The sequence below is a fragment of the Hydrogenophaga sp. UC242_50 genome (assembly GCF_042697355.1).
Lineage (GTDB): Bacteria > Pseudomonadota > Gammaproteobacteria > Burkholderiales > Burkholderiaceae_C > Hydrogenophaga.
Genome location: NZ_CP170553.1, coordinates 1,428,166 through 1,452,566, shown reverse-complemented (window position 1 = coordinate 1,452,566; position 24,401 = coordinate 1,428,166). Strand labels below are relative to the sequence as shown.

The following is a 24,401-nucleotide window of genomic DNA, read 5'->3' as shown; positions in this document are numbered from 1 at the left end:
CCCCAAGCCGGATCAGTCCCCTCGGGGGGCAGCGACCCGCGCAGCGGCGGAGCGTGAGGGCCACAACACCGACGCGATCGCCACCATCACCAGCGCGACGGCGGCCCAGTCCTGCCAATGCAGCACCTCGCCAAGCCACCACGCGCCGGTGAAGACGCCCAGCACGGGGATGAACATCACCGACAGCGTGGAGGCGATGGGCGGCAGGTCGCGCGCGAGCGAGAGCCAGGCCACCTGGGCGAAGGCGAACACGCCCAGCGCGTTGAAGACGATGGCCCACCAGATGCCCGGCGTGGGCCAGACCCAGGCCGAGCGCTCGAAGGTCAGCGACAACACGGTCATCCACACCGTGGTGAGCGCCGTGAGCCAGAACGAGATGGTCAGCGTGGGCGTCGGAATCGTCGTGCGGCGCATCATCTGCGTGCCCACCGCCCAGGTGGCGGCGGCCACCAGCATCATCACCACACCCAGCGGCTTGCCCGAGAGCTGCGTGAGTTCGTGCCACAGCAGCAGCAGCACGCCCAGCGCCGCCGCCGCCACGCCGCCCCAGGCCCGGCCCGCCAGCCGCTGGCCGAACCACCAGCTGCCCACCAGCGCCGAGAACACCGGCATGGTGTAACCCAGGATCGCGGCGCGCCCGCTCGACAGCGTCTGGATCGCCAGGATCGCCAGCGTGTGCCAGAACAGCATGTTGAACACCGTGAGCACCGCCAGCTCCCGCCAGTGCTCGCGCGGGATGCGGAAGGGCACGCGCCGCCACCACAGGAACAGGCCCAGCACCGGCAACCCGATCCACATGCAGATGGTGCGGAAGGTCAGGGGTGGAAAACCCGTCACACCGAACTTCATGATGGGCCAGTTGACGCCCCAGACGAGGGTGAGCAGGACGAGCAGGACGAGTTGTTGTCGGGACAGGGCGTGCATGGGCGTGATCTTAGGCGGCGCGGGGGGGCGGTGTCCGTCGCGGGACCGCCAAGACCTCGCGGCAGGCGGCCAACTAAAATCGGCCCATGACCTTTCTCGACATGCTGCGCACCGCCGAGCGCCAGAACCGTTCCCTGCTGTGCGTGGGCCTGGACCCCGATCCCGCCCGTTTCCCCGCGCACCTGAAGAACGACGCCTCCCGCATCTACGACTTCTGCGCCGCCATCGTCGAGGCCACGGCCGACACGGCGATCGCCTTCAAGCCGCAGATCGCCTACTTCGCGGCGCACCGCGCGGAAGAGCAGCTGGAGCGGCTGATGGCGCACATGCGCCGCGTGGCGCCGCAGGTGCCGGTGATCCTGGACGCCAAGCGCGGCGACATCGGCAGCACCGCCGAGCAGTACGCCATCGAGGCCTTCGAGCGCTACGGCGCCGACGCGGTCACGCTCTCGCCCTTCATGGGCTTCGACTCGGTGCAGCCTTACCTGCAGTACCACGGCAAGGGCGCGTTCCTGCTCTGCCGCACCTCCAACCCCGGTGGCGACGACCTGCAGAACCAGCGCTTCGCTTCCATCGACGGCGAACCGCGCCTGTACGAACACGTGGCGCGCCTCGCGCAAGGACCATGGAACCTCAACGGCCAGCTCGGCCTCGTGGTGGGCGCCACCTACCCCGCCGAGATCGAGCGCGTGCGCGAGATCGCGCCCACGCTGCCGTTGCTGATTCCCGGCGTGGGCGCGCAGGGCGGCGATGCCGTGGCGCACCGTGAAGGCTGGCCTGCGCACCCAGGGCGATGAGACCACCGGTCCCATCATCGTGAACTCGTCGCGCGCCATTCTGTATGCGTCGGCCGGTGCGGACTTCGCGGACGCGGCGCGTCGGGTGGCGCAGAAAACACGAGACGAACTGCGCGCCGCGCGCACCTGAATTTCGACGGATGGCCGCCGGGCAAACCCCGGCGGTAGCGCCGTCGGGCGGGTGCCGCGAACGCGCCACACCCACTTGTAACGACTTGAAATTCGGCCTTTTCCGCTGAAGGCGCCTCCCTACACTCGCGCTCGTCGAACCGAGGAGGGATCGTCATGATGGACATCGAAGAAGCGCCTGAACAAGCGGCCGATGCGAGCGCGGCCGACGCACACCAAGAACCAGGTTCTTCGCCGGAGAACCCCACGCCAGCATCCCGGCACGCGCTCACGCCGCTGGCGGCGGCCGCGCTGCTCGCGGCTTGTGGCGGCGGTGGTGGTGGCGGCGGCACCGCCGACGCGGCACCGGCGGTGGGCGTGATCGACTTTCCCATCGCCGGCTACAGCCACATCAACCCCACGAACGACGCCGAGGCCGCGCGTTTCCTTCAGCAGGCGCAGTTTTCCTCCACACCGGCGGAGATGGCCGAGCTGCGTGGCATGGGCTGCGCGCAATGGCTGTCCAACCAGTTCGCGCGCTACCAGGGCATCACCGGCTGGAACTGGCTGGAGGCCCGGGGCTATGGCGCGGTGGACGCCAACAACTACTTCTTCACCTACTACCCGGCCGACTTCATGATCTGGAACCAGCTCCTGAGCGGGCCGGACATGATGCGCAAGCGCGCCGCGCTGGCGCTCTCGGAATTCTTCGTGGCCTCGCTCGCCTCGGCCGAGTTCACCTGGCGCTCGCACGCCTACGCGAGCTGGTGGGACACGCTGGCGCGCAACGCCTTCGGCAACTACCGCGAGCTGCTGGAAGACGTCACGCTGCACCCTGCGATGGGCTACTTCCTCAATACCAAGGGCAACCAGAAAGAGAACGCCAGCACCGGCCGCGTGCCCGACGAGAACTACGCGCGCGAGGTGATGCAGCTCTTCACCATCGGCGTGGTCGAACTCAACCTCGACGGCACGCCCAAGACCAGCGGCGGCGTGCCGCTGGAGAGCTACACCCAGGCCGACGTGACCGGCCTGGCGCGCGTGTTCACCGGCTACAACTTCGACACCTCCGACGGCGTGCGCCATCCGGTGGACAACTACACCATCGAGTCGAAGGCCTTCGCGGGCAAGCGCATGTCGTTCAACGCCAACCGGCACTCCAACCTGGAAGCCCGCTTCCTGGGCACCACGGTGCCGGCCAACACACCGGGACCCACCGCCCTGCGGATGGCGCTGGACACCCTGTTCAACCACCCGAATGCCGGCCCCTTCTTCGCGCGCCAGATGATCCAGCGCCTGGTGACCAGCCACCCCAGCCCGGCCTACGTGGCGCGCGTCGCATCGCGCTTCAACGACAACGGTGCGGGCGTGCGTGGCGACCTGAAGGCGGTGTGGGTGGCGATCCTGCTCGACGACGAGGCGCGCGGTCCGGCCTCGCTGCAAAGCACCACCTTCGGCAAGCTGCGCGAACCCATGCTGCGCTTCATCCAGTGGGCGCGCACCTTCGGCGTCACCTCGGCGGCCGGCAGCTGGAAGATCTTCGAGCTGAACAACACGGCCACCCAGCTCGGCCAGAGCCCGCTGCGCTCGCCCTCGGTGTTCAACTTCTTCCGGCCGGGCTACGTGCCACCAGGCACCGCGCTCTCGGCCGCGGGCGCCACCGCGCCCGAGTTCCAGCTGGTCAACGAGTCCACCGTGGGCGGTTACCTGAACTTCATGCAGGGCGTGATCGAGCGCGGCATCAACTGCCCCGAGCCCGGCGCGCCGCAGGCCGCCTGGACCAACTACGCCTACGACGTGCAGGCCAACTACAGCCGCGAACTCGCGCTGGTGGCCGATGCCACGGCGCTGGTGAACCACATCTGCCTGGTGCTCGCCGCGGGCCAGGTCTCCAGCGCCTCGCGCGCCACCATGGTCTCGGCGCTCAACGCCACGCCGGTGACCACGGCCAGCAGCGACACCGTCAAGCGCCGTCGCATCTGGGCCGCCATCCTGATGGTCATGGCCTGTCCCGAATACCTGATCCAGAAATAAGGGGCCCGACATGCACTTCATCCAGCCCGATCTGCACACCCGCCGCGCCTTCCTGCGCCGCGCCGGCCAGCTGGCCTTCACCGGCGCGGCCCTGCCCACCGCGCTCAACCTCGCGGCCATGGCCGACGCGGCGGCGTTCAACGCCACCGACTACAAGGCCCTGGTCTGCGTGTTCCTCAACGGCGGCAACGATTACGCCAACACCGTCGTCAACTACGACACCGCCAGCTACGACCAGTACAGCGCCATCCGCGGCGGCGGCGCGAACCGCACGGCCGGCGGCATCGCCCTGGCGCAGGCCGCGCTCACGCCCACCGTGCTCAACCCCACCGTGGCCCTGCCCGGTGGCAAGCAGTACGCCTTGCACCCGGCCATGACCGGCTTGGCCGGCCTGTTCAACAGCGGCGTGGCGGCGGTGCAGCTCAACGTCGGCCCGCTGGTGGCGCCGGTCACGCGCCAGCAGTACCACGGCAGCAACCGCGTGGCCTACCCGCTGCCGCCCAAGCTGTTCTCGCACAACGATCAGCAGTCGGTCTGGCAATCGTCGCAGCCCGAAGGCGCCACCACCGGCTGGGGCGGCCACATCGGCGACCTGGCGCTCTCGGCCAACACCAACCGCGTGCTCACCTGCGTCTCGGTCACCGGCAACACGGTGTTCCTCTCCGGCGACCAGGCGCTGTCGTACCAGGTCAGCACCAACGGCGCGGTGAAGATCAGCGCGGTCAACAACAACGTCTACAACTCGGCCGCGGTGCGCGCGGCCATCACCTCGCTGGCGCTGCAGACCCGCACCCACGTGCTGGAGAACGAATACAACCTCGTCACCGCGCGCGCCGTGGGCGCCGAAAGCGCGCTCACCTCGGCGCTGGCCGCCTTCCCGGCCACCGACGCACCGTTCAACGCCTTCCCCACCGCCAACGGCCTGGCCGACCAGCTCAGGATGGTGGCGCGCCTGATCGCCGCGCGCACCCAGCTGGGCAACCAGCGCCAGGTGTTCTTCGTCTCCATCGGCGGCTTCGATCTGCACGACAACCTCATCGGCGGCCAGGCCACGCTGATGGACCGTGTGAGTTCGGCGCTCACCGCGTTCTACAACGCCACGGCGGCGCTCAACGTGGCCGACAAGGTCACCACCTTCACCGCGTCCGACTTCGGCCGCACGCTCAGCTACAACGGCGACGGCTCCGACCACGGCTGGGGCAGCCACCACTTCCTGGTCGGCGGCGCGGTGCGCGGCAAGGCCTTCTACGGCAAGGCGCCACCGGTGAGCGTGGGCAACTCCACCACCGACGCCAACGACCAGTGGCACGTGGGCCAGGGCCGGCTGCTGCCCAGCACCTCGGTGGACCAGTACGCCGGCACCCTGGCCACCTGGTTCGGCGTGCAGGGCGCCGAGATGAGCGGCATCCTGCCCAACCTGGGCAACTTCAACAGCGTCGACTACCCCACCAACCTGGGCTTTATGCTCTAGAGGGCTCCCCCCGCGCCGCGCCTGCGGCGCGTCACCCCTCAGGGGCAACACCTGCGGCCCGGCAAAGCCGGTTCCGCGGTGTTCCCGACCTGACACCGCCCTCCGGTGAAGTGCCCCTAAGATGGCCCGACTTCTTCAGCGAGCCTCTGCATGATCGACCTCTATACCGCCGCCACGCCCAACGGGCACAAGGTGTCCATCGCGCTCGAAGAGCTGGGCCTGCCCTACACGCTGAAGGTGCTCAAGCTGAGCGAAGGCGAACAGCGGCAGCCCGACTACCTGAAGATCAACCCCAATGGCCGCATCCCGGCCCTCGTGGACCACGAGGCCGGCGGTTTCGCGGTGTTCGAGTCCGGCGCCTGCCTGATCTACCTGGCCGAAAAAACCGGCCGACTCATGCCGTCGGACATGAAGGGGCGCTCGCTCGTGATGCAGTGGCTGATGTTCCAGATGGGCGGCATCGGACCCATGATGGGCCAGGCCAATGTGTTCTTCCGCTACTTTCCCGAGAAGATCCCGGCCGCGATCGACCGCTACCAGGGCGAATGCAAGCGCCTGTTCCGCGTGCTCGACGGCCACCTGGCGCAGCACGAGTACCTCGCGGGCGACTACTCCATCGCCGACATCGCCAACTGGGCCTGGGTGCGCACCCACCGCTGGTCCGGGGTGGACATCGGCGACCTGCCCCACCTCAAGCGCTGGCGCGACGCGATCCGTGCGCGCCCGGCGGTGCAGCGCGGCATCGAGCGGCCGGCCTCGACCATGGACCTGGAGCGCGACGGGGAACAGGGCGCGCAGCGCTTCGCCGAGGACGCCCGGCGCCTGATGGAAACCGGCCAGAGCCTGAAGGCGGGCGGGGGTGGTGCATGAAGCTGTACGTGTCGCCGCGCGCCCCCAACCCGCGCCGGGTGCTGATGTTCCTGGTCGAGAAGAACATCAACGGGCTGGAGCTGGTCAACATCGACCTCAACGCCCAGGAGCACAAGACCAGCGGCTACCGCGCCAAGAGCCCGCTGGCGCGCGTACCCGCGCTGGAGTTCGACGACGGGCGCGTGCTCACCGAGACGCGCGCGATCTGCACCTGGATGGAAGGCCGCTACCCCACGCCCAACCTGATGGGGCAGAACGCCGAGGAACGTGCCTTCATCGAGATGGCCGACCGGCGCGTGGAGTGGTACTTCATGCTGCCCATGGCCAACGCCATCCGCCACACGCACCCGGGCCTGGCACCGCTGGAGCAGCCGCAGTTTCCCGATTTCGGCCACTCGCAGGTTGCGCAAGGCCCGCGAGACCGCCGCCTGGCTCAACGCCGAGCTGCAGCGCCAGCCCTGGGTGGCCGGCAACCGCTTCACCATCGCCGACATCACCGCGTTCTGCACCGTCGAGTTCGCGCGGCTGATGCGCTTCAAGCCCGCCGACGAGGGCTTCCACGCGCTGCAGGCCTGGCGCGACCGCGTGCGCACGCGCCCCAGCGCCCTGGTCTGAAGCCCTGGCTCAACCCCAGGGCGTGGGTGTGCGCGCCAGCGCGCGCTCCATGGCCGGCAGGGCCTGCAGGCCCGATGCCAGCTGGTCCCGCAGCGCCGCCTGCCAGCGCTCGACCCAGGGCGTGCGCCAGGCCTTCGGGCACGGTGCCAGCAAGGCCTGCGCGGTGCTCAGGTCGTTGAGCTGCCCCAGCAGCTCCTGCGCATCGGCCAGGGCCTCGGTGCTGCGCTCCAGCCGCCTGGGCGGCAACACGCTGGCCAGGAATTCCTGCGCATACCGCAGCTTCTTCAAGACGATGCGCAGTTCGTGCCTCCCCTCCGGTCCGAGCCGGCGCGCGCGGCGCGCTTCGGCTTGCAGCGCCATGTGGCGCTGGCGCAGCGTGTCGCGCGCCCAGTCGGGCAGGCTCTGCGGAGCTTCGCCACGGGCCTGCAAAGCCAGCACGGCCCGGGTGAATGCCAGCATTCGAAGCGCGTGCTCACATCCACCCAGAGCATCGGCCGCGCGCTGGTGGGCCGCCTGGCGCTGGTCCCGCACCCAATCAAGCAAAGCCTGCTCGGCGGGCGCCATCGCGGCGCCCGGCACGGCCTCGGGTTGCCACGCGGGCAGGCGTTCGGTGGCGAACACATCCCAGTTGCGCGCGTCGCCGAGCTGGCCCGCGAGGGTTTTCCACTCGGCCGCCCAGTGCGCGACGAAACGGCGTGGCAGGTGGGCCCGGAACAGGCGCAGGCCGGTGCGCAGCCGCCGCAGGGCCACCCGCGCCTGGTGCACGAACTCGGGGTCGGGCACGGCGCCATCCGGCCCGGGCGGCCGCACGCCGGCCTCGTTGGCCTGCAGGTGGCTCAGGCAGCTCAGCGCGGCGGCCTGGAAGGCCTGCACCGGCGCCATCTGCGCATCCAGCGCGAGCGGCTCGGCCTTGCTGGGCCGCAGGCGTTCGCCGGTGAAGAGGGCATAGCCCCGCTCGGCCTTGCTGCGCTGGGCCGGCAGCAGGCGCAGTCCCTGGGCGGCCTGCCCGCTCGGGCCCAGGGCCAGCGTGTGCGCCAGGTCCAGCAAGGCATCGACCGGGCCGCTGAGCAACTCCAGCTCCAGTTCCAGAATGGCCTGGCGGTGGTTGCCCTCGGCGTTGCCGGTGGTGATGGCGCCCTGGTCCAGCGCCACCTCCACCACCGCGCCGCCGTGCGACAGGGTCCAGCTGCGGCGCGTGAAGTCGGTGCGGAACACCGGCACCAGCTGCCACGCCACACACAGCAGTTGCTGCGCCAGCGCCTCGTCGTCGACCAGGGCCGCGAAGTCGAAGCGGCCCGGGCGGCAAGCGGCCTCCCATTCGCCGCGGCGCGACAGGCCCCCCACCGAGGTGCCCGCCGTCTTCACCGTGAGCAGGGTGCGGCGGCCCACGCGGCGCTCGCGCACCGCCAGGCGCTGCGCGCGCAGGGTGAGGGTGGAGGTGTCGAAATAGGTGTTGAACAGGCGCTCGCGGCGCGGCGCCTGCCCGCTCAGCAGCGGGTGCGCGAGCAGGCGCGGCAGGTCCTCGGGGTGCAGTTCGAGCTTGAGTTCGGTTTCCTGGGGCATGGGGTCGTTGGGGCACGGGGGGAGCGGCGAGTCTGCCAGCACCGGGGAAATTCATCTACCGCGCCACGCGGCGAGCCCGCCACAGCCTTACGCCTTGTAACGCCGACGGCCACGCGCCACGCCAGAATCGCGACAGGCCGCGCCCCCTCGGACCCGGTCGTTCGACACAACACCCCACAAGCCCACGACATGACTCTCCCACCGCGCACGCGCCTCTCCATCGCCTTCCTGAGCCTGATGCTGCTGGGCAGCCTGCCGGCCCTGGCCGAAAAACCCGAATGGGCCGGCAAGCAGGGTGGCAAACACGACAAGCATGAAAAGCACGAGAAGCACCGCGACGACCACCGCGATGACCGGCGGGACGACCGCCGCGACGGGCCACGCTCGCCCTCGTCCAGCGTGTCGGTGAACATCCAGATCGGCGGCTACTTCGGTGAGCCCCAGCGCCGCATCGCCCACGATTACTACGAGCCCCGGTTCAAGGCCGGCAAATGCCCGCCGGGCCTGGCCAAGAAGCACAACGGCTGCATGCCCCCCGGCCAGGCGAAGAAGTGGCGCATGGGCTATCCGTTGCCGCGCGACGTCGTGTACTACCCCGTGCCCAACAGCGTGTCGGTGCAGATCGGCCTGCCCCCCTCGGGCTACAAGTACGTGCGCGTGGCGGCCGACATCCTGATGATCGCCGTGGGCACGGGCATGGTGGTGGATGCGATCGAAGACCTCGGCCGGTTCTGAACTCGCGATGCGCTGCCCTGTCCTTGCTGCCGCGGCCACGCTGTCCGCGCTGCGCACCGGGGCGGGCGCGGCAGCGCCTCCCACCGACACCGTGGCCCTGGAAGCCAGCCGCGACTACCTCGTGGGCGCCGCCGTGGTGTCGTCCGCGCCGCAACTCGGCAGCGATGTCGAGCAGCGCCTGCGGCTGCGCCCGATCTGGGCCTTTCAACTCGGGCGCTTCCGCTTCGCCACCTCGGGCGCCAGCGCCCTGCTCAGCCAGGGCCGCCAGAGCGTGGACACCGGCGTGAGCACGGTGCTGGCCGGCAACGACCGCTGGTCGCTGAGCACCTCGCTGTCGATCGACGAGGGGCGCTCGTGGGACGACGACGCCGTCTTCCGCGGCCTGCCCGACGTGCGCGCCACGCTGCGCGGCCGCGTCGGCGCCAACGCGGCCCTGAGCCAGCGCTGGACCTACTCGGTGCGGGCCTCGCAAGACCTGCTGGGCCGCGCCGGCGGCCTGCGTGTGGACCATGGCCTGAGCTACCGCCACCCCGTTTCTTCGCAGACCCACTGGGACCTGTCGCTGGGTGCGGGCTGGCCAACGGCACCTACCGGCAGACGCACTACGGCGTGGACCCGGCCCCGGCGGCCGCCACGGGTGTGCCGGCGTTCGCGATCGGCTCGGGCTGGGACACGGTCTCGCTGGGTTGGCGCATCACCTCGGCGCTGAACCGCCACTGGGTGGCCTACGGCGGCGTGGGCGTGTCGCAGCTGCAGGGCGCGGCCGCGCGCAGCCCGCTGGCGGGGCGCCAGACCGCCTACGGCGCCACCGTCGGCCTGGCCTACCGCAACAACTAGGCCTCTAGACCGTCAGCAGGCGGCGCAGGTAGCGCCCGGTGTGGCTGTCGGGGTGCGCCGCGATGGTCTCGGGCGTGCCCTGCGCCACCACCGTGCCACCGCCCGAGCCCCCTTCGGGCCCCATGTCGATGACCCAGTCGGCGGTCTTGATGACGTCGAGGTTGTGTTCGATCACCACGATGGTGTTGCCCGCGTCGCGCAGCTGGTGCAGCACCTTGAGCAGCAGTTCGATGTCGGCGAAGTGCAGGCCGGTGGTGGGTTCGTCCAGGATGTAGAGCGTGCGGCCGGTGTCGCGCTTGGAGAGCTCCAGCGCGAGCTTGACGCGCTGCGCCTCGCCTCCCGAGAGCGTGGTCGCGCTCTGACCGAGCTGGATGTAGGACAGGCCCACGTCGAGCAGGGTCTGCAGCTTGCGGTGCAGCGTGGGCACGGCGCTGAAGAAGGCGTGCGACTGCTCCACCGTCATGTCCAGGATCTGCGCGATGTTGCGGCCCTTGTACTGCACGTCCAGCGTCTCGCGGTTGTAGCGCTGGCCGTGGCAGACCTCGCAGGGCACGTACACGTCGGGCAGGAAGTGCATCTCCACCTTGACCACGCCATCGCCCTGGCAGGCCTCGCAGCGCCCACCGGCCACGTTGAAGCTGAAACGGCCCGGGCCGTAGCCGCGCTCGCGCGCGGTGGGCATCTCGGCCATGAGTTCGCGGATGCCGGTGAACAGGCCGGTGTAGGTCGCCGGGTTGCTGCGCGGCGTGCGACCGATGGGCGACTGGTCGACGTTGATGACCTTGTCGAAGTGTTCGATGCCTTCGATCGCGTCGTGCGCGGCCGGCTCGTCGTGCGATCGGTAGAGCGTGCGCGCCACCGCCGCGTACAGCGTGTCGTTGACCAGGGTGGACTTGCCCGAGCCCGAGACGCCGGTGACGCAGGTCAGCAGGCCGACCGGGAACGCCACGCTCGCGCCCTTGAGGTTGTGCCCGCGCGCGTTGACGACGCGGATTTCCTGCAGCTCGCCCAGCGTGGCCTGGTGCGCGGCCTCGCGCGCGGCGCGGCGCTCGGCCGCCGGGCTGGGCGGGAAACGCGGCTTGGCGGGCGCGGCCTTCGGGGCATCGCCCTTCTTCACCACCGGCAGCCAGGGGGTGCGGCGCGCGGGCACGGCGATCTGGCGCGTGCCGCTGAGGTACTGACCAGTAAGCGAATCGGCCGTGGCCATGACCTGCTCGCAGGTGCCTTGCGCCATCACGCGCCCGCCGTGCACGCCCGCGCCCGGGCCCATGTCGATCACGTGGTCGGCGGTGCGGATCATGTCCTCGTCGTGCTCGACCACCAGCACCGTGTTGCCGAGGTCGCGCAGGTGCTGCAGCGTGGCGATGAGGCGGTCGTTGTCGCGCTGGTGCAGGCCGATGCTGGGCTCGTCGAGCACGTACATCACGCCGGTCAGGCCACTGCCGATCTGGCTGGCCAGGCGGATGCGCTGGGCCTCGCCACCCGAGAGCGTGTCGGCGCTGCGGTCCAGGCTGAGGTAGTTCAGGCCCACGTCGTTCAGGAATTTCAGGCGCTGGCGGATCTCGTTGATCACGCGCGCGGCGATGTCGCCCTTGGCGCCGTGCAGCTCCAGTTGCTGGAAATAGGCCAGCGCCTCGCCCAGCGTGACGTGGCTGATCTTGTAGATGGGCTGCTTCTGTTCACCCTCGCCCACGAACACGTGGCGCGCCTCGCGGCGCAGGCGCGAACCGCCGCACTCCGGGCAGGGCTGCACGGCGCGGTAGCGCGCCAGTTCCTCGCGCACGGCGGCGCTGTCGGTCTCGCGGTAGCGGCGCTCGAAGTTGCGCACGATGCCTTCGAAGGGGTGCTTCTTGCTGATCTTCTTGCCCGCGCGCTCGCCGGATTCGAGCGCGTAGCTGAACTTCACCTCTTCCTCGCCCGAGCCGTAGAGCAGCACCTGCTGCACCGCGTCGGGCAGGCTCTCCCAGGGCGCCTCGGCGTCGAACTTGTAGTGCGCCGCGAGGCTCTCGATCATGGCGAAGTAATAACCGTTGCGCCGATCCCAACCCTTGATGGCACCGCTGGCCAGGCTCAGCGAGGGGAAAGGCGACCACGCGCGCGGGGTCGAAGAATTCGGTGTGGCCCAGGCCGTCGCAGGTCGGGCAGGCGCCCATGGGCGAGTTGAACGAGAACAGGCGCGGCTCGAGTTCGCCCACGGTGTAGTGGCACAGCGGGCAGGCAAAGCGCGCCGAGAAACCGTGCTCGCGCGGCACCGCGCCAGGGGTTTCCGGCGCGTCCATCTCCATCGCGATGGCCCGGCCGTCGGCCAGGCGCAGCGCGGCCTCGAAACTCTCGGCCAGGCGCTGGCGCAAGGGATTCACGCCCTCTTCCTCAACGTCGACGCGCACCTTGATGCGGTCGATCACCACGTCGATGTTGTGCTTCTCGGTTTTCTTCAAGGCCGGCAGCGCCTCGGCCTCCAGCACCGCGCCGTCGACGCGGAAGCGCACATAGCCCTGGGCCTGCATGTCGGCGAAGAGCTCGGTGAACTCGCCTTTTTTCTCGCGCGCCACCGGGGCCAGGATCATCAGGCGCGTGCCCTCGGGCAGCGCGAGCACCGTGTCCACCATCTGCGCCACGCTCTGCGAGGTCAGCGGCAAGCCATGGTCGGGGCAGTGCGGCGTGCCCGCGCGCGCGAACAGCAGGCGCAGGTAGTCGTGGATCTCGGTCACCGTGCCCACGGTGGAGCGCGGGTTGTGGCTGGTGGCCTTCTGCTCGATGGCGATGGCGGGCGACAGGCCTTCGATCAGGTCCACGTCGGGCTTGTCCATCAGTTGCAGGAACTGCCGCGCATAGGCCGACAGGCTCTCCACGTAGCGGCGCTGCCCCTCGGCATAGAGCGTGTCGAACGCCAGGCTGGACTTGCCCGAGCCCGACAGCCCGGTGATCACCACCAAAGCATGCTTGGGGATGTCGAGGTCGATGTTCTTGAGGTTGTGCGTGCGCGCACCGCGCACCGACAGGAACGCGCTGGCATGCCGCAGGGCGGCGCCCAGGTAACGGGGGGATGGCTCGCCCACGGACGGCGGCGTCCCGGGGGTGTCGGCGCCGGTCGATCCAGGCAATTTCAGGTCCGGGGGAAGGTTCTGGTTCAAGGCGCGATGCGGGGTTCAGGGCAACCCGACATGATAAGCCGCCACGCGGTTTTGCGCCCCTCCGCCCGGCGGGCGCCGGCCTTTCGCCGACAATACGCCGTCCCCCTGTCTCCCCTGCCCGCCCTGCCGGCCTCCGCTGCCTTGTCCACCCTGAGCCCCTCCCCCGCCAACGCGGCCACCACGCCGCCCGACGCCGCCCGCATGACCCCCGCCGAGCGCCGCGCCAGCGCCTCCCTGGCCCTGGTGTTCGCGCTGCGCATGTTGGGCCTGTTCATCGTGCTGCCGGTGTTCGCGCTGGAAGCCGCGCGCCTGCCCGGCGGCGAGGACGCGGCCCGGGTGGGCTTCGCCATGGGCCTGTACGGGCTGACGCAGGCCTTTCTGCAGATTCCCCTGGGCCTGGCGTCCGACCGCTTCGGCCGCAAACCCGTGATCGTGGCCGGCCTGCTGCTGTTTGCCCTGGGCAGCGGCATCGCCGCCTGGGCGCCCGACCTCACCTGGCTGGCCATCGGCCGCGCGGTGCAGGGCGCGGGCGCCATCTCCGCCGCCGTGACGGCCTTCCTGGCCGACGTCACGCGCGACAGCGTGCGCACCAAGGCCATGGCCATGGTGGGGGCCAGCATCGCGCTGATGTTCGCGCTCTCCCTGGTGCTGGCGCCCGCGCTGGCGGCCTGGGTCGGCCTCTCGGGCATCTTTGCCCTCACCGGCGCGCTGGCGCTGCTGGCCATCGCCGTGGTGATCTGGGTGGCACCGCCCGAACCGCGCGAACACCGGCCCTCCGACCTGCAGCAGTTGCGCGCCGGCCTGGCCGAGGTGCTGCGCCACCGGGGCCTGCTGCGCCTGAACCTGGGCGTGTTCGTGCTGCACGCGGTGCAGCTGGCGATGTGGATGGCGGTGCCGGCCCTGCTGGTGGCCGCCGGCCTGCCCAAGGCGGACCATGCCCAGGTCTACCTGCCCGCCGTGGTGGCGTCCCTGCTGGTGATGGGCGGCGTGCTCTTTCCCATGGAGCGCCGGGGCCGGCTGCGCGCGGCCTTCCTGATCGCCATCGCCCTGATCGGCGCGGTGCAGCTCGCGTTGTGGGCCCTGGCCGACGCCTCACCCGGCCTGTGGACCCTGGGCGGGCTGCTGTTCGTGTTCTTCATCGGCTTCAACACGCTGGAAGCCAGCCAGCCCAGTCTGGTGTCCAAACTGGCGCCCGCGCACGCCCGGGGGGCGGCGCTGGGCGTCTACAACACCCTGCAGTCCGTCGGCTTCTTCGTCGGCGGCGCGGTGGGCGGCTGGCTGGCGCGCGCGCACGGCGCGCCAGGCCTGTTCGCGGTCTGTGCCGTGGCGATGCTGGTGTGGCTGGTGGTGGCCTGGCCGATGCAGGCGCCGCCGCCCTCAGCGGCCCGGCGCTGAACCCTCGCCGGGCGGCGGCGGCGCAGCCGCCACACCATCGCGCATCGAGCGCATCATCAGCTGCGACATGGTGCTGTAGAGCGGCCGGCTGATCATGCGCGAGATCAGGCTGGCCAGCAGCGCGCAAGCCATCAGGCTGAGCACCATGCTGTGGCCATCGGTCATCTCCATCACGATGATCATGGCGGTGATCGGGGTCTGCGTCACGGCCGCCAGGAAACCGCACATGCCCAGCGCGATCAGGGCCGCGCCGTGCGGAGAATCGAGCAGCCAGGCCACGTCCGCGCCCACACCGGCGCCGATCGACAGGCTGGGCCCGAACAGCCCGCCGGGCACACCCGCCCACGACGACAGCCACGAGGCCACGAACTTCAGGCCCGTGAACACCAGCGGCTGGTGCGACGCGCCCGGTGTGCCGACCTGTTCCAGCATCACCTTGGTGTGTTCGTGGCCCCCGCCCACGGCCGTGCCGTCGCTGATCACGGCGATCACCGCCACCGCGAAGCCGCAGATCGCCGCGAAGGTGACCGGGCGCTTGCGCCGGTAGGCGCAGAAGCGGTCAGGCAGGCCGATGAACGAGGCCAGCATCAGGCGCGACATCAACCCGCCCAGCAGCCCGCAGCCCACGGCCACCAGCGCGCCAGGCAGGAACAGGCTCCACGACAGGGCCTCGGCCCGCACCCGCCCGAAGTACGACAGGTTGCCGAACGCCGAGACCGCCACCAGGCCGGCGATCACGATGGCCGCCAGCATCAGGCCGCTGTTGCGGTCCTGCAGGCGCCGGGACAGCTCTTCGATGGCGAACACGATGCCGCCCAGCGGCGTGTTGAAGGCCGCGGCGATGCCGGCCGCGCCGCCAGCCACCAGCAGTTCGCGGTGGGTGATGCCCGAATTCGGCGACAGCCAGCGGCGCGCGTGCAGCATGACCCCGGCGGCGACCTGCACCGACGGGCCCTGACGGCCGATCGACAGCCCGGCCAGCACACCGCCGGACACCGCCACCATCTTGACCAGGCTCAGCCGCAGCGAGACGAAGCGCGAGCGCTCGCGCAAGGGGGTGGCCGGGTCCAGCGCGGTCAGCACCTGCGGCACACCGGAGCCGGCCGCCCCGGGGGCCCAGCGGCGGATGGCCCAGACCACCAGCGCCGTGAGCGCGGGCGTCCACACCAGCGGCGCCCACCACCAGCCGCTGCGCAAGCCGCTGTACAAGGCATAGGCCCCCTCGGCCAGCAAGGTGAACGCCACCACCGCGAGGCCCGCCAGCACGGCATAGACGATCACCACCGCGCGGTCCAGCCATTGACGCCCCCCGCCCATTTCGTCGCGCAGGTTCTGCAGGAAGTCCGGTTCGCCTTTCATGGGGGGCCAGTGTATCGACCGATACGGGCCGGCGCGCCGGCACTTGCGGCACAATGTCAGGCCGCGTCCCGGCCGCGCCCGGGCCCGCCCTCTCTTCAGGACATCACCACCATGGCATCCGTCAACAAAGTCATCCTCGTCGGCAACTGCGGCCGCGATCCCGAAATCCGCTACCTGCCATCCGGCCAGGCCGTGGCGAACGTCAGCGTGGCGACCTCCAGCCGCCGCAAGGACAAGAACAGCGGCGAGATGATCGAAGACACCCAGTGGCACCGCGTCACCTTCTACGACCGCCTGGCCGAAATCGCCGGCGAGTACGTGAAGAAAGGCCGCCCGATCTACGTCGAAGGCCGCCTCAAGTACGGCAAGTACACCGACCAGTCCGGCGTGGAGAAGAACACGGTGGACATCATCGCCACCGAACTGCAGCTGCTCGGCGGCCGCGAAGGCATGGGCGGTGGCGGCGGTGAAGAAGGCGGTGGTGGCGGCGGCTACTCGCGCCCCGCCGCGGCCCCCCGAGCCCCGGCACCCGCGCCGCGCCAGGCCCCGGCGGCCGCGCCCGCGCGCCAGTCCAGCGGCTTTGACGACATGGACGACGACATCCCGTTCTGACGCCGCCCCGCCAGGTTTCACGATCAGGCCCGCACGCGCCTCGGCGCTGCGGGCCTTTCGCTGGCCCCTCAGCCCACCCCGAAGTGCGCGGGCAACTGCAGGGCCACGGCGTAGAGGGCATGGCGCGTCATGCAGGCATGTGCCTCCCGCATGAGCAGGTTGCTGCGTTGCCATTCCTGGCCGGCCACGGCCTGAGCGAACGCCATCGCGCCTTGAGATCCGGTGTGACACCCGGGCTCGGCCAGTTGGCGCACGCGACCGGCGCGCGCCCATCGGGCTTGCGCCAGCTCCCAATCCATGACCGCCTGCAGGTAGGTCTCCCTGGCTAGGGCAAAACGATCGCTCGCCGAGGTGCGATGCCCATCCGGCGTCTTCGAAATGGCCTCATCCCCTTGCCGTTGCGCTTCGAGCGCCAGCCGGTCAATCTCGGCAGGCGCCGCCGGGATGAAGTTGGTCCCATTCGTGTCCAACTGGGCCGGCAACAGGCGCGTCACCCGCGTGAAGTGCCGGCCCGCCGCCTCCCACATCGCCGTGCGCCATCTCCACCGTGCATCGCAAGTCCGCCAGCATTTCCGTGAGCTTGCGCTGCTCCGTCCCTGGGCCCAACCCAGCGTCCCCCCTTGCCGTGAGGAGGTGGGCCAGGCTTTTCAAGGTCTGCTGGGTGTTCAGGCTGCCCATCAGCCGCCGCCGGGCCGTGTCCACCTCGTGGCACGCGGTCAGCACGCACAGGAGCCGCCCGTTGAGCCGCCGCAGATCGGCGGGCTCGTGCGCATCGCGTTCGGCTTCACGCACGTACACGTGCTGCAGCACGTCCCGAAACGCCATGCCCGTGACGCCGCGCCCGGCCGCACCGCCCATGGCCTCGGGCGCGCCTGCCTCGTGCCGCCCAGGCCTCCCCCACCCCTCTCCCCTGTGGTGGGTGGCACCAAGCCCCCCACCCTCGTCGAATGCATCGAACATGCCGAGGTCTTTCCCGAATCAAGTTGGATTGAAACCAAGGGGCATCACCATCCGGCGCGATCCGACCATCGCCGGCATGAGGTGCCCATCGGCACTTGCTGCGCGGAGCCCGTCTCTGGTGGACCGTTCAAGACACCCGCGCGCGGAAATTTATAACACTGTTTTTCTACAAAACCCATGCTTTTCCGGCATGAAATGAACAAAAAGGTTATCGAAATCCAAAAAGGCCGGCGTGCCATGGACCGTTCCGGCGCCCCATGCATGGACGAAGGTGGCCCGCATCCCAGGCACTGGCATGATGTCGGACTTCGCAGCCCCGCTGCCGGCCCCACTCCCAGCCATGAACACAGCCACCATCCCGCCCGACGCGCCCGCGACCGCCCAACCGGCCCGGGCGCGCCGCGGCGCCCCGCGCAACAAGGCCCCACGCACCGATGCGCGCCCACCCCGCCAGCACCCGGTGCTCGACCAGTTGGCCCAGCTCGCGCCCGGCCTCTTCGGCGAGGTGCTCAAGCCGCTCAAGCGCGGCATCTACCAGGACCTGCTCGACGCCCACCCAGGCGTGCTGGACGCCGAAGGACTCAAGGCCGCGCTGGCCCTGCACACCCGCTCGTCGCGCTACCTGACCGTGGTGGCCTCGGGCCAGCCGCGCCACGACCTCGCCGGCCAGCCGGTGGAGCCCCTGGCGCCCGAGCACGTGCACCATGCGCTGATCGAGGTCTTCCGCCGCCGCCAGGGCCGCTCGCCGGAAGACCTGGTCCCCAAGCTGCGCCAGCGCATCGTGCAGGCCTTCGAGGCCTCGGGCCTGGGCCGTGAGGCCTACGCCACGTTGGTGATGGGGCGCGACGAGACCGTCAACGCCATCACCGCCGACGCCCTGGCCGAAGCGGCCAGCCGCGCCGCGCGCGACGAAGCCCTGCTGCGCGCCTTCGACGCCAGCGGGCAGACGGTGGAGGCCTTCGCCGACATGTACGGCATGCCGGTGCACGAAGCCCGGCGCACGCTGGAGCGCGCCCGCGCCCGCCAGACACCCCGCGCCGCATGAGCCCCGCGACGACCACCGAATCACCCTACGCGTGGTGGCGGCTGGTCGTCTCGCTCGTGCTCATGACGCTGGGCGGCGTGGGCATGTACTCGGTCACCGTGGTGCTGCCTCGCATCCAGGCCGACTTTGGGGTGGATCGCGGCGCCGCCTCGCTGCCCTACACGCTCACCATGGTGGGCTTCGGCGTCGGCGGCATCCTCATGGGCAAGCTGTCCGACCGTTTCGGCGTGATGGTGCCGGTGCTCGGTGGCGCCGTCGGCCTGGGCCTGGGTTTCATCGCCGCCGGTGCGGCCACCACGCTCTGGCAGTTCAGCCTGGCGCAAGGCCTGCTCATCGGCCTGCTCGGCACCTCGGCCACCTTCGCGCCGCTGGTGGCCGACACCTCACGCTGGTTCGACCGGCGCCGCGGCATCGCGCTGGCGATCTGCATGAGCGGCAACTACGTGGCTGGCGCGATCTGGCCGCCGGTGACGCAGCATTTCATCGACCACGGCGGCTGGCGCGAGGCCTACACCTTCATCGGCGTGTTCTGCCTGCTCACCATGCTGCCGCTGGCCCTGGTGCTGCGGCGGCGCCCGCCTCCTGAAGCAGCGCCGGTGCCGGTCGCTGCGCCCGCCAGCGCGACCGTCGCCCAAGGCGATCGGCCGCTCGGCCTGTCGCCCGGCACGCTGCAGGCCCTGCTGTGTGTGGCCGGGGTGTCGTGCTGCGTTGGCCATGTCCATGCCGCAGGTGCACATCGTGGCCTACTGCACCGACCTGGGTTTCGGCGCCGCGCGCGGCGCCGAGATGCTCTCGGTGATGCTGGGCATGGGCGTGGCGAGCCGGCTGATCTCCGGCTGGATCTCCGACCGCATCGGCGGCCTGCGCACGCTGCTGCTGGGTTCGGTGCTGCAGGGCGTGGCGCTGCTGATGTTCCTGCCCTTCGATGGCCTGGTGCCGCTGTACCTGATCTCCGGCCTGTTCGGCCTGTTCCAGGGCGGCATCGTGCCGAGCTACGCCCTGATCGTGCGCGAGCACTTCGCGCCCATGCAGGCCGGCGTGCGCGTGGGCACGGTGCTGATGGCCACGCTGCTGGGCATGGCGCTGGGCGGCTGGATGTCGGGCGCGATCTTCGACCTGACCGGCTCCTACCAGGCCGCCTTCCTCAACGGCATCGGCTTCAACCTGCTCAACGTCAGCATCGTGTTCTTCCTGCTGCGGCGCGCGCGGGCGCGCGGCATCGGCCTGGGCCGGTCGTCTCAGGGCATGGTGAACACGGTGAGCACGCCGGTGTAACCGTAGAGGCTGTGGTGAGCGATCTCGCCACCGGCGAAGAAACCCACCAGCGGCACATCGCCGAGCGCGCGGCGCACCACCTGAAGCTCGGCGCTGGGGCTGCCGAAATGCGGCCCGCCGCGCCCCGAGCAGCTGACGTACACCGCCCCGGCGATGCGACGCGCGGCATGCGGGCCGGCCTCCACGTCGGTGGACGAGAGCGCCGTCGCCATCGACAGGCCCAGCTCTTCGGGTTCGAGCTCTTCACGCACCTCGGCGCACACGCGCACGAGGTCGGCGCGCGCGGCCTCGGCGTTGCGTTCGCAGAAGGCCAGGCGCGTGCCCACCGGCGCCACGTCGGCAATCGCGATGCCGCGCCGCCCCGGGTCCAGGCCGATCAGGTGGCGCACCAGCACCTCGGTGCCGAACTGGCCGCGCACGCGCGGGGCGGGCGCTGAGGACGCGCTGTGCTCGGGCAGCGGCGGCGAGAGCCCCACCAGCGTGGCGCGCAGGCGCGGCATGGCTTCTTCGGGTTGCTCCAGCGAGATCACGCGCTCGCGCAGCAGCACGTCCAGCGCGGGTTCGTCGTCGAGCATCAGCACCAGGTTGCCGTCGGACGCGGTGACCGTGCGCTCGCGGTCCACCGGCTGCGCCCCCTGCGTGACGCGCGAGACCAGGCCCACGTCCGCCCCGAAGGCCACGCCGCTCAGGCCGCCATGGAACACCCCGCTGGCCGCGCCCTGGCCGTCGAGGGTGCCCGCGCTGCTGAGCGAAAACTGCACGCTCTGGTGCCGGCTCGCCGCCAGCCCACCGAACACGTAGCCGCTGCGCGTGCGCTCGGCCATTTCGGCAATGAGTTCGGCCAGCTCGGGCGTGCCGCCGTCGGCATGCACCAGCGCCGTGTGCGCCTCGAAACGGTCGGCGATCGCCGGCCGGCCACTCGTGGAGAGTGGCGCCACCCCGCTGAACACACGGTACTGGCCCGGGTGCAGATCGCACAGCATCACGCACATCGCGGGCTCGTCGAAATACTCCACGTTGTTGGCCGCGATGCCCACGCCCACGGTGCCGGCCCAGTCGATCGCCTCGGACGACAGCTCGGCACTCAGGTGCTTGAGGATGGCCTCGGCTTCGTCGGCGTAGTGGTCGGTGATGTAGAGCAGCCCCAGGCAGGGCGACTTGGCGTATTCGGGCAGCGCCATCTGCGCGCGCAGTTGCGCGAGCACGAGAGCGGCGGCCATCCGCCATTGCGGGTGGGTGGCGTGGGCGTAAGGAAAGAGTTTCATGAGAAAAAAGGCGGCGCGCCGCGAACACGGCGGCGTGGGAGGTTCAACGTCGGCTGGCGGCCTTGCGGGCCGGGGCCTTCCTGGCGGCCGGCTTGGCGGCGGATTTCGCGGCAGGGCGCTGGGCAGAAGGGCTGGCGGCCGGCCGAGCCACCGCCCGCGCGGCAGCGCGGCCCACGCCCCGGGCGGCCTTGCCGGCCATGCCGGTGGCGGTCTTCAGGGCCTGGTCGGTCAGGCCGCTGGCGACTTGCCGCGTGGTATCGAGCGCGGTCTGCTTGGCAGCGTCTTTCATCGCGTTGCTCGCGATCTGCTGGAACTGCTGCGACAGCGCGCCCCACCACTGCATCGGGTCCACCACGCCACCGGCGGCCGGCGCGGCGGTGGCCGCCGTCTTGCGGGCCGGCTTCTTCTTGCGCGGCGCCGGCGCAGGCGCGGCTTCGGGCTCGGCAGGGGTGCCGTAGGTGCGCGGCGGCACTTCCAGGCCGGCGAACGGCGTGGGCGCGGCGGCGGGTGAACCGGTGAAGCCGGCCAGGGTGTCGGCGGCCTTGATCTTGAGCGCGTTCGCCAGCATCGCCCATGCTGAAGTTCATGGTCTTGAGCGTGGACAAGGTCATCTTCTGCACCTCCAGCGCCTGGATGGTGGCCCCCAGCGCCTTGGCGTTCTGGTCCAACCAGAAGTGCACGGCCTTGAGTTCCTCGATGCGTTTCTCGAGGTCTTCCACGTTGAAGGTGGGCGCCACCCAGCTGCCGAGGTTGGGCAACTGCGGGATGTTCTGGCTGATGCCCTGCGCCACCCCGCCGGCCGCCTGGCCCGCGAGGTTCTGCAGGAACTCGAAGCCGGGAACGAATTTGCCGAAACCGCTGCCGGGGGCGTCGCTCATGGAGATCTCCTGTCGTGCCGTCTAGGTCTTGTCTGTCTCAGCCGTCCACGCCGTAGCGGGGTGCGCGGCGCTCACGCAAGGATGCCACACCTTCGCGCACATCGGGCCCGGCAAAACCCATGAATTCGAGCGCCAGGGAGGTGTCGAACGCGGGGCCGGCCTGGCGCAGCCAGTTGTTGAGCGAGTACTTGGTCCAGCGGATCGCGGTCTGGCTGCCACTGGCAAGGCGGTCGGCCACTTCATAGGCCTTGTCGAGCAGGGCCGCGTCCTCCACCGCGAGCGAGACCAGGCCGATGCGCTCGGCCTCCTCGCCGCTGATGGGGTCGCACAACATCAGGTAGTACTTGGCCTTGGCCAGGCCGCACAGCAGGGGCCAGACGATGGCCGCGTGGTCACCGGCCGCCACGCCCAGGCGCGTGTGGCCGTCGACGATCTTGGCGCTCTTGGCCGCGATCGAGATGTCGGCCAGCAGGCCGGCCACCAGGCCCGCGCCCACGGCCGGGCCGTGCATGGCGCTGACGATGGGCTTGTCGCAGTTGATGACGTTGTAGACCAGGTCGCGCGCTTCCTTCCAAACGCGCGTGCGCACCTCGAAGTCGGTCGCCATGTCCTGCACCAGCGCGAGGTCGCCGCCGCCGGAAAAACCCATGCCGCTGCCGCGCAACACGGCGCAGCGCACGCTGTCGTCGCGCCCCACGTCGCGCCAGATCTCGCTGAGCTCCCAGTGGCGATCGTGGCCGGCGGTGGGCAGCTTGCCGTTGCCGCCCGGGCCGTCGGCGCGCATCTGGATGTCGAGCACGGAAGGCACGCCGTCCACGGTGGGGCCGCGGCGGGTGATGGCGAGGGTCTGGTAGCGGCTGTAGTCCACGGGGCTGCTCATGCGGGTCTCCTGAAGGGCTGGGGTTCTGTCGGTCATTGTGCTCGACCGCGCGCCAGCGTCTATGCTGGCGGCCATGAACCCGTCCACCGCTGCGCTGCACACCCGCAGCCTGTTCCATTTCGCCTTCAACGTCACCGACCTGGACGCGGCGCGCCGCTTCTACGGCGGCGTGCTCGGCTGCGCCGAGGGCCGCAGCACCGACACCTGGGTGGACTTCGATTTCTTCAGCCACCAGATCTCGCTGCACCTGGGCGAGCCGCTGAAGACGCAGCGCACCGGCCGCGTGGGCGAGCACCTGGTGCCCATGCCGCACTTCGGCCTGGTGCTGCTGCTGCCGGAGTGGCAAGCGCTGGCCGCGCGGCTGCAGGCCGCGGACGTGGACTTCGTGCTGCCACCCCAGGTGCGCTTCGAGGGGCAGCCCGGGGAGCAGTGGACGATGTTCTTCTGCGACCCCTTCGGCAACCCGATCGAGGTCAAGGGCTTCGCGTCGATCGAGCAGGTCTACGCTGTTTGAACGCTGGCCTCAGGCCAGCGGCGCGATTTTCTGGTCGATCGCGCCGAACACGGACTGGCGTCCTTGCCCTTCATCTCGATGCGGATGGTGTCGCCGAACTTCATGAAGGCGGTCGAGGGCTGGCCGTCCAGGATGGTCTCGATCGCGCGCTTCTCGGCGATGCAGCTGTAGCCCTTGGGCCAGTCCTTGCGGCCGTCCACGTCCGTGCCCTTGTTGCTCACCGTGCCGCTGCCCACGATGGAGCCGGCGCGCACGTTGCGCGTCTTGGTGATGTGGGCCACGAGCTGGCCGAAGTGGAAGGTCATCTCCGGGCCGGCCTCGCACATGCCGACCTTGCGGCCGTTCCAGGTCGACTGCATGGTCAGGTGCACGCGGCCACCCTGCCAGGCGTCGCCGAGCTCGTCGGGCGTGACCGCCACCGGGCTGAACGCGGTGGCCGGCTTGCTCTGGAAGAAACCGAAGCCCTCGGCAGTTCGGCCGGGATCAGGTTGCGCAGCGACACGTCGTTCGCCAGCATCAGCAGGCGCACGCCCTCCAAGGCCTGCTCGGGCGTGGCGCTCATGGGCACGTCGCCGGTGATGACGGCGATCTCGGCCTCGAAGTCGATGCCGAAGTCTTCACTGGCCACCACCACGTCTTCGCAGGGGCCGATGAAGTCGTCGCTGCCGCCCTGGTACATCAGCGGGTCGGTGTAGAACGACGCCGGCACTTCGCTGTTGCGCGCGGCGCGCACCAGTTCCACATGGTTGATGTAGGCCGAGCCGTCGGCCCACTGGTAGGCGCGCGGCAGCGGGGCCATGCACTGGGCGGGGTCGAACGGGAAGGCGTGGCGCGCCTTGCCCTGGTTGAGCGTGACGTACAGGTCGTGCAACTGGGGGCTGATGAAGTTCCAGTCGTCCAGCGCCTGCTGGAGCTTGTGGGCGATGCCGGTCGCATAATGCGCCGTGCTCAGGTCGCGGGAGACCACCACCAGTTGTCCGTCGCGCGAGCCGTCTTTGTAAGTGGCGAGTTTCATGCAAGTCTCCTGCTGTCAGGTTGGGGTCAAAGCGGGCACATTGTCCGCCTGGGGGCGGATCGGTGGCACACTCGGTGGATGTCTTTGAATTACGGATAGTGAAATTGATTCACCT

Annotated in this window: 17 protein-coding genes and 7 pseudogenes; 13 read left to right on the top strand and 11 right to left on the bottom strand. The window is 70.2% G+C overall.

The genetic code is table 11. The features are described from left to right. Positions 1-12: 12 nt before the first annotated feature. Positions 13-924, bottom strand: a complete 912-nt coding sequence (locus tag ACFJGX_RS07435) for a DMT family transporter (RefSeq protein ID WP_382322143.1) — start codon at positions 922-924, stop codon at positions 13-15. A gap of 86 nt (positions 925-1,010) precedes the next feature. Between ACFJGX_RS07435 and pyrF the strand changes: the two are divergent. The 6 genes and pseudogenes from pyrF to ACFJGX_RS07405 all read left to right on the top strand — a co-directional run bounded on the left by pyrF (position 1,011) and on the right by ACFJGX_RS07405 (position 6,819). Further along, positions 1,011-1,851, top strand: a pseudogene (gene pyrF / locus ACFJGX_RS07430) (orotidine-5'-phosphate decarboxylase). Between the two features lie 155 nt (positions 1,852-2,006). Further along, a complete protein-coding gene (locus ACFJGX_RS07425; RefSeq protein ID WP_382322145.1) occupies positions 2,007-3,863 on the top strand; it encodes a DUF1800 family protein in 1,857 nt (618 codons plus the stop codon). A gap of 10 nt (positions 3,864-3,873) precedes the next feature. Next, complete coding sequence (locus tag ACFJGX_RS07420) at positions 3,874-5,334, top strand: DUF1501 domain-containing protein (protein ID WP_382322146.1); 1,461 nt, start codon at positions 3,874-3,876, stop codon at positions 5,332-5,334. A gap of 150 nt (positions 5,335-5,484) precedes the next feature. Further along, positions 5,485-6,204 carry a glutathione S-transferase family protein gene (locus tag ACFJGX_RS07415; RefSeq protein ID WP_382153601.1) on the top strand — a complete coding sequence of 240 codons (720 nt, stop codon included), beginning with the start codon at positions 5,485-5,487 and terminating at the stop codon, positions 6,202-6,204. Further along, positions 6,201-6,383 (top strand): annotated as a pseudogene (locus ACFJGX_RS07410) (glutathione S-transferase N-terminal domain-containing protein); the annotation flags it as partial. The gene ACFJGX_RS07415 and the pseudogene ACFJGX_RS07410, both read left to right, overlap by 4 nt. 223 nt (positions 6,384-6,606) lie before the next feature. Continuing rightward, the gene (locus tag ACFJGX_RS07405; RefSeq protein WP_382328129.1) at positions 6,607-6,819 is read left to right on the top strand and encodes a glutathione binding-like protein; all 213 of its coding nucleotides are present in this window, start codon (positions 6,607-6,609) and stop codon (positions 6,817-6,819) included. A gap of 9 nt (positions 6,820-6,828) precedes the next feature. Here the strand turns inward: ACFJGX_RS07405 and ACFJGX_RS07400 are convergent, their stop codons facing one another. Then, positions 6,829-8,382: a CHAD domain-containing protein gene (locus tag ACFJGX_RS07400; protein ID WP_382328127.1), complete on the bottom strand. Its 1,554-nt coding sequence runs from the start codon at positions 8,380-8,382 to the stop codon at positions 6,829-6,831. A gap of 189 nt (positions 8,383-8,571) precedes the next feature. On the opposite strand from ACFJGX_RS07400, the gene ACFJGX_RS07395 reads away from it, so the two are divergent. Next, complete coding sequence (locus ACFJGX_RS07395; RefSeq protein ID WP_382322147.1) at positions 8,572-9,117, top strand: hypothetical protein; 546 nt, start codon at positions 8,572-8,574, stop codon at positions 9,115-9,117. Further along, positions 9,089-9,954: pseudogene (locus ACFJGX_RS07390) on the top strand (MipA/OmpV family protein). The gene ACFJGX_RS07395 and the pseudogene ACFJGX_RS07390 overlap by 29 nt, the downstream one beginning before the upstream one ends. Positions 9,955-9,958: 4 nt before the next feature. Here ACFJGX_RS07390 and uvrA read toward each other — a convergent pair. Beyond that, a pseudogene (gene uvrA, locus ACFJGX_RS07385) lies at positions 9,959-13,013 on the bottom strand (excinuclease ABC subunit UvrA). Positions 13,014-13,289: 276 nt separating this feature from the next. On the opposite strand from uvrA, the gene ACFJGX_RS07380 reads away from it, so the two are divergent. Beyond that, positions 13,290-14,483: an MFS transporter gene (locus ACFJGX_RS07380; RefSeq protein WP_382325757.1), complete on the top strand. Its 1,194-nt coding sequence runs from the start codon at positions 13,290-13,292 to the stop codon at positions 14,481-14,483. On the opposite strand, the gene ACFJGX_RS07375 is transcribed toward ACFJGX_RS07380, so the two are convergent. Next, positions 14,466-15,842 carry a chloride channel protein gene (locus tag ACFJGX_RS07375; protein ID WP_382322148.1) on the bottom strand — a complete coding sequence of 459 codons (1,377 nt, stop codon included), beginning with the start codon at positions 15,840-15,842 and terminating at the stop codon, positions 14,466-14,468. The two genes, ACFJGX_RS07380 and ACFJGX_RS07375, sit on opposite strands and share 18 nt — an antisense overlap. Positions 15,843-15,953: 111 nt before the next feature. Between ACFJGX_RS07375 and ssb the strand changes: the two genes are divergently transcribed. Then, positions 15,954-16,454, top strand: coding sequence for a single-stranded DNA-binding protein (gene ssb / locus ACFJGX_RS07370; protein ID WP_291112021.1), 501 nt, complete (start codon positions 15,954-15,956; stop codon positions 16,452-16,454). Positions 16,455-16,522: 68 nt separating this feature from the next. Here ssb and ACFJGX_RS07365 read toward each other — a convergent pair whose 3' ends face one another. Beyond that, entirely contained in the window at positions 16,523-16,753 is a 231-nt protein-coding gene (locus ACFJGX_RS07365) for a hypothetical protein (protein WP_382328125.1), read from the bottom strand. A 121-nt stretch (positions 16,754-16,874) separates the two neighbouring features. Next, a complete protein-coding gene (locus ACFJGX_RS07360) occupies positions 16,875-17,414 on the bottom strand; it encodes a hypothetical protein (RefSeq protein ID WP_382328123.1) in 540 nt (179 codons plus the stop codon). Positions 17,415-17,754: 340 nt separating this feature from the next. Between ACFJGX_RS07360 and ACFJGX_RS07355 the strand changes: the two genes are divergently transcribed. Both ACFJGX_RS07355 and ACFJGX_RS07350 read left to right on the top strand, forming a co-directional pair. Beyond that, positions 17,755-18,459, top strand: coding sequence for a ProQ/FinO family protein (locus ACFJGX_RS07355; RefSeq protein WP_382322150.1), 705 nt, complete (start codon positions 17,755-17,757; stop codon positions 18,457-18,459). Between the two features lie 83 nt (positions 18,460-18,542). After that, a pseudogene (locus ACFJGX_RS07350) lies at positions 18,543-19,734 on the top strand (MFS transporter). On the opposite strand, the gene ACFJGX_RS07345 reads toward ACFJGX_RS07350, so the two are convergent. From ACFJGX_RS07345 to ACFJGX_RS07330, 4 genes and pseudogenes are all read right to left on the bottom strand, one after another. Then, a complete protein-coding gene (locus tag ACFJGX_RS07345; RefSeq protein WP_382322152.1) occupies positions 19,698-20,999 on the bottom strand; it encodes an FIST C-terminal domain-containing protein in 1,302 nt (433 codons plus the stop codon). The pseudogene ACFJGX_RS07350 and the gene ACFJGX_RS07345 overlap by 37 nt on opposite strands. A gap of 43 nt (positions 21,000-21,042) precedes the next feature. Next, positions 21,043-21,567, bottom strand: coding sequence for a hypothetical protein (locus ACFJGX_RS07340; RefSeq protein ID WP_382328862.1), 525 nt, complete (start codon positions 21,565-21,567; stop codon positions 21,043-21,045). Between the two features lie 79 nt (positions 21,568-21,646). Beyond that, positions 21,647-21,877, bottom strand: a pseudogene (locus ACFJGX_RS07335) (PhaM family polyhydroxyalkanoate granule multifunctional regulatory protein); the annotation flags it as partial. 37 nt (positions 21,878-21,914) lie between these two features. Continuing rightward, positions 21,915-22,745, bottom strand: a complete 831-nt coding sequence (locus ACFJGX_RS07330; RefSeq protein WP_382325759.1) for an enoyl-CoA hydratase/isomerase family protein — start codon at positions 22,743-22,745, stop codon at positions 21,915-21,917. Between the two features lie 85 nt (positions 22,746-22,830). Here ACFJGX_RS07330 and ACFJGX_RS07325 point away from each other — a divergent pair, with 85 nt between their 5' ends. Continuing rightward, complete coding sequence (locus tag ACFJGX_RS07325; protein ID WP_382322154.1) at positions 22,831-23,271, top strand: VOC family protein; 441 nt, start codon at positions 22,831-22,833, stop codon at positions 23,269-23,271. A 9-nt stretch (positions 23,272-23,280) separates the two neighbouring features. Here the strand turns inward: ACFJGX_RS07325 and ACFJGX_RS07320 are convergent. Further along, positions 23,281-24,286 (bottom strand): annotated as a pseudogene (locus ACFJGX_RS07320) (fumarylacetoacetate hydrolase family protein). Between the last annotated feature and the right edge of the window lie 115 nt (positions 24,287-24,401).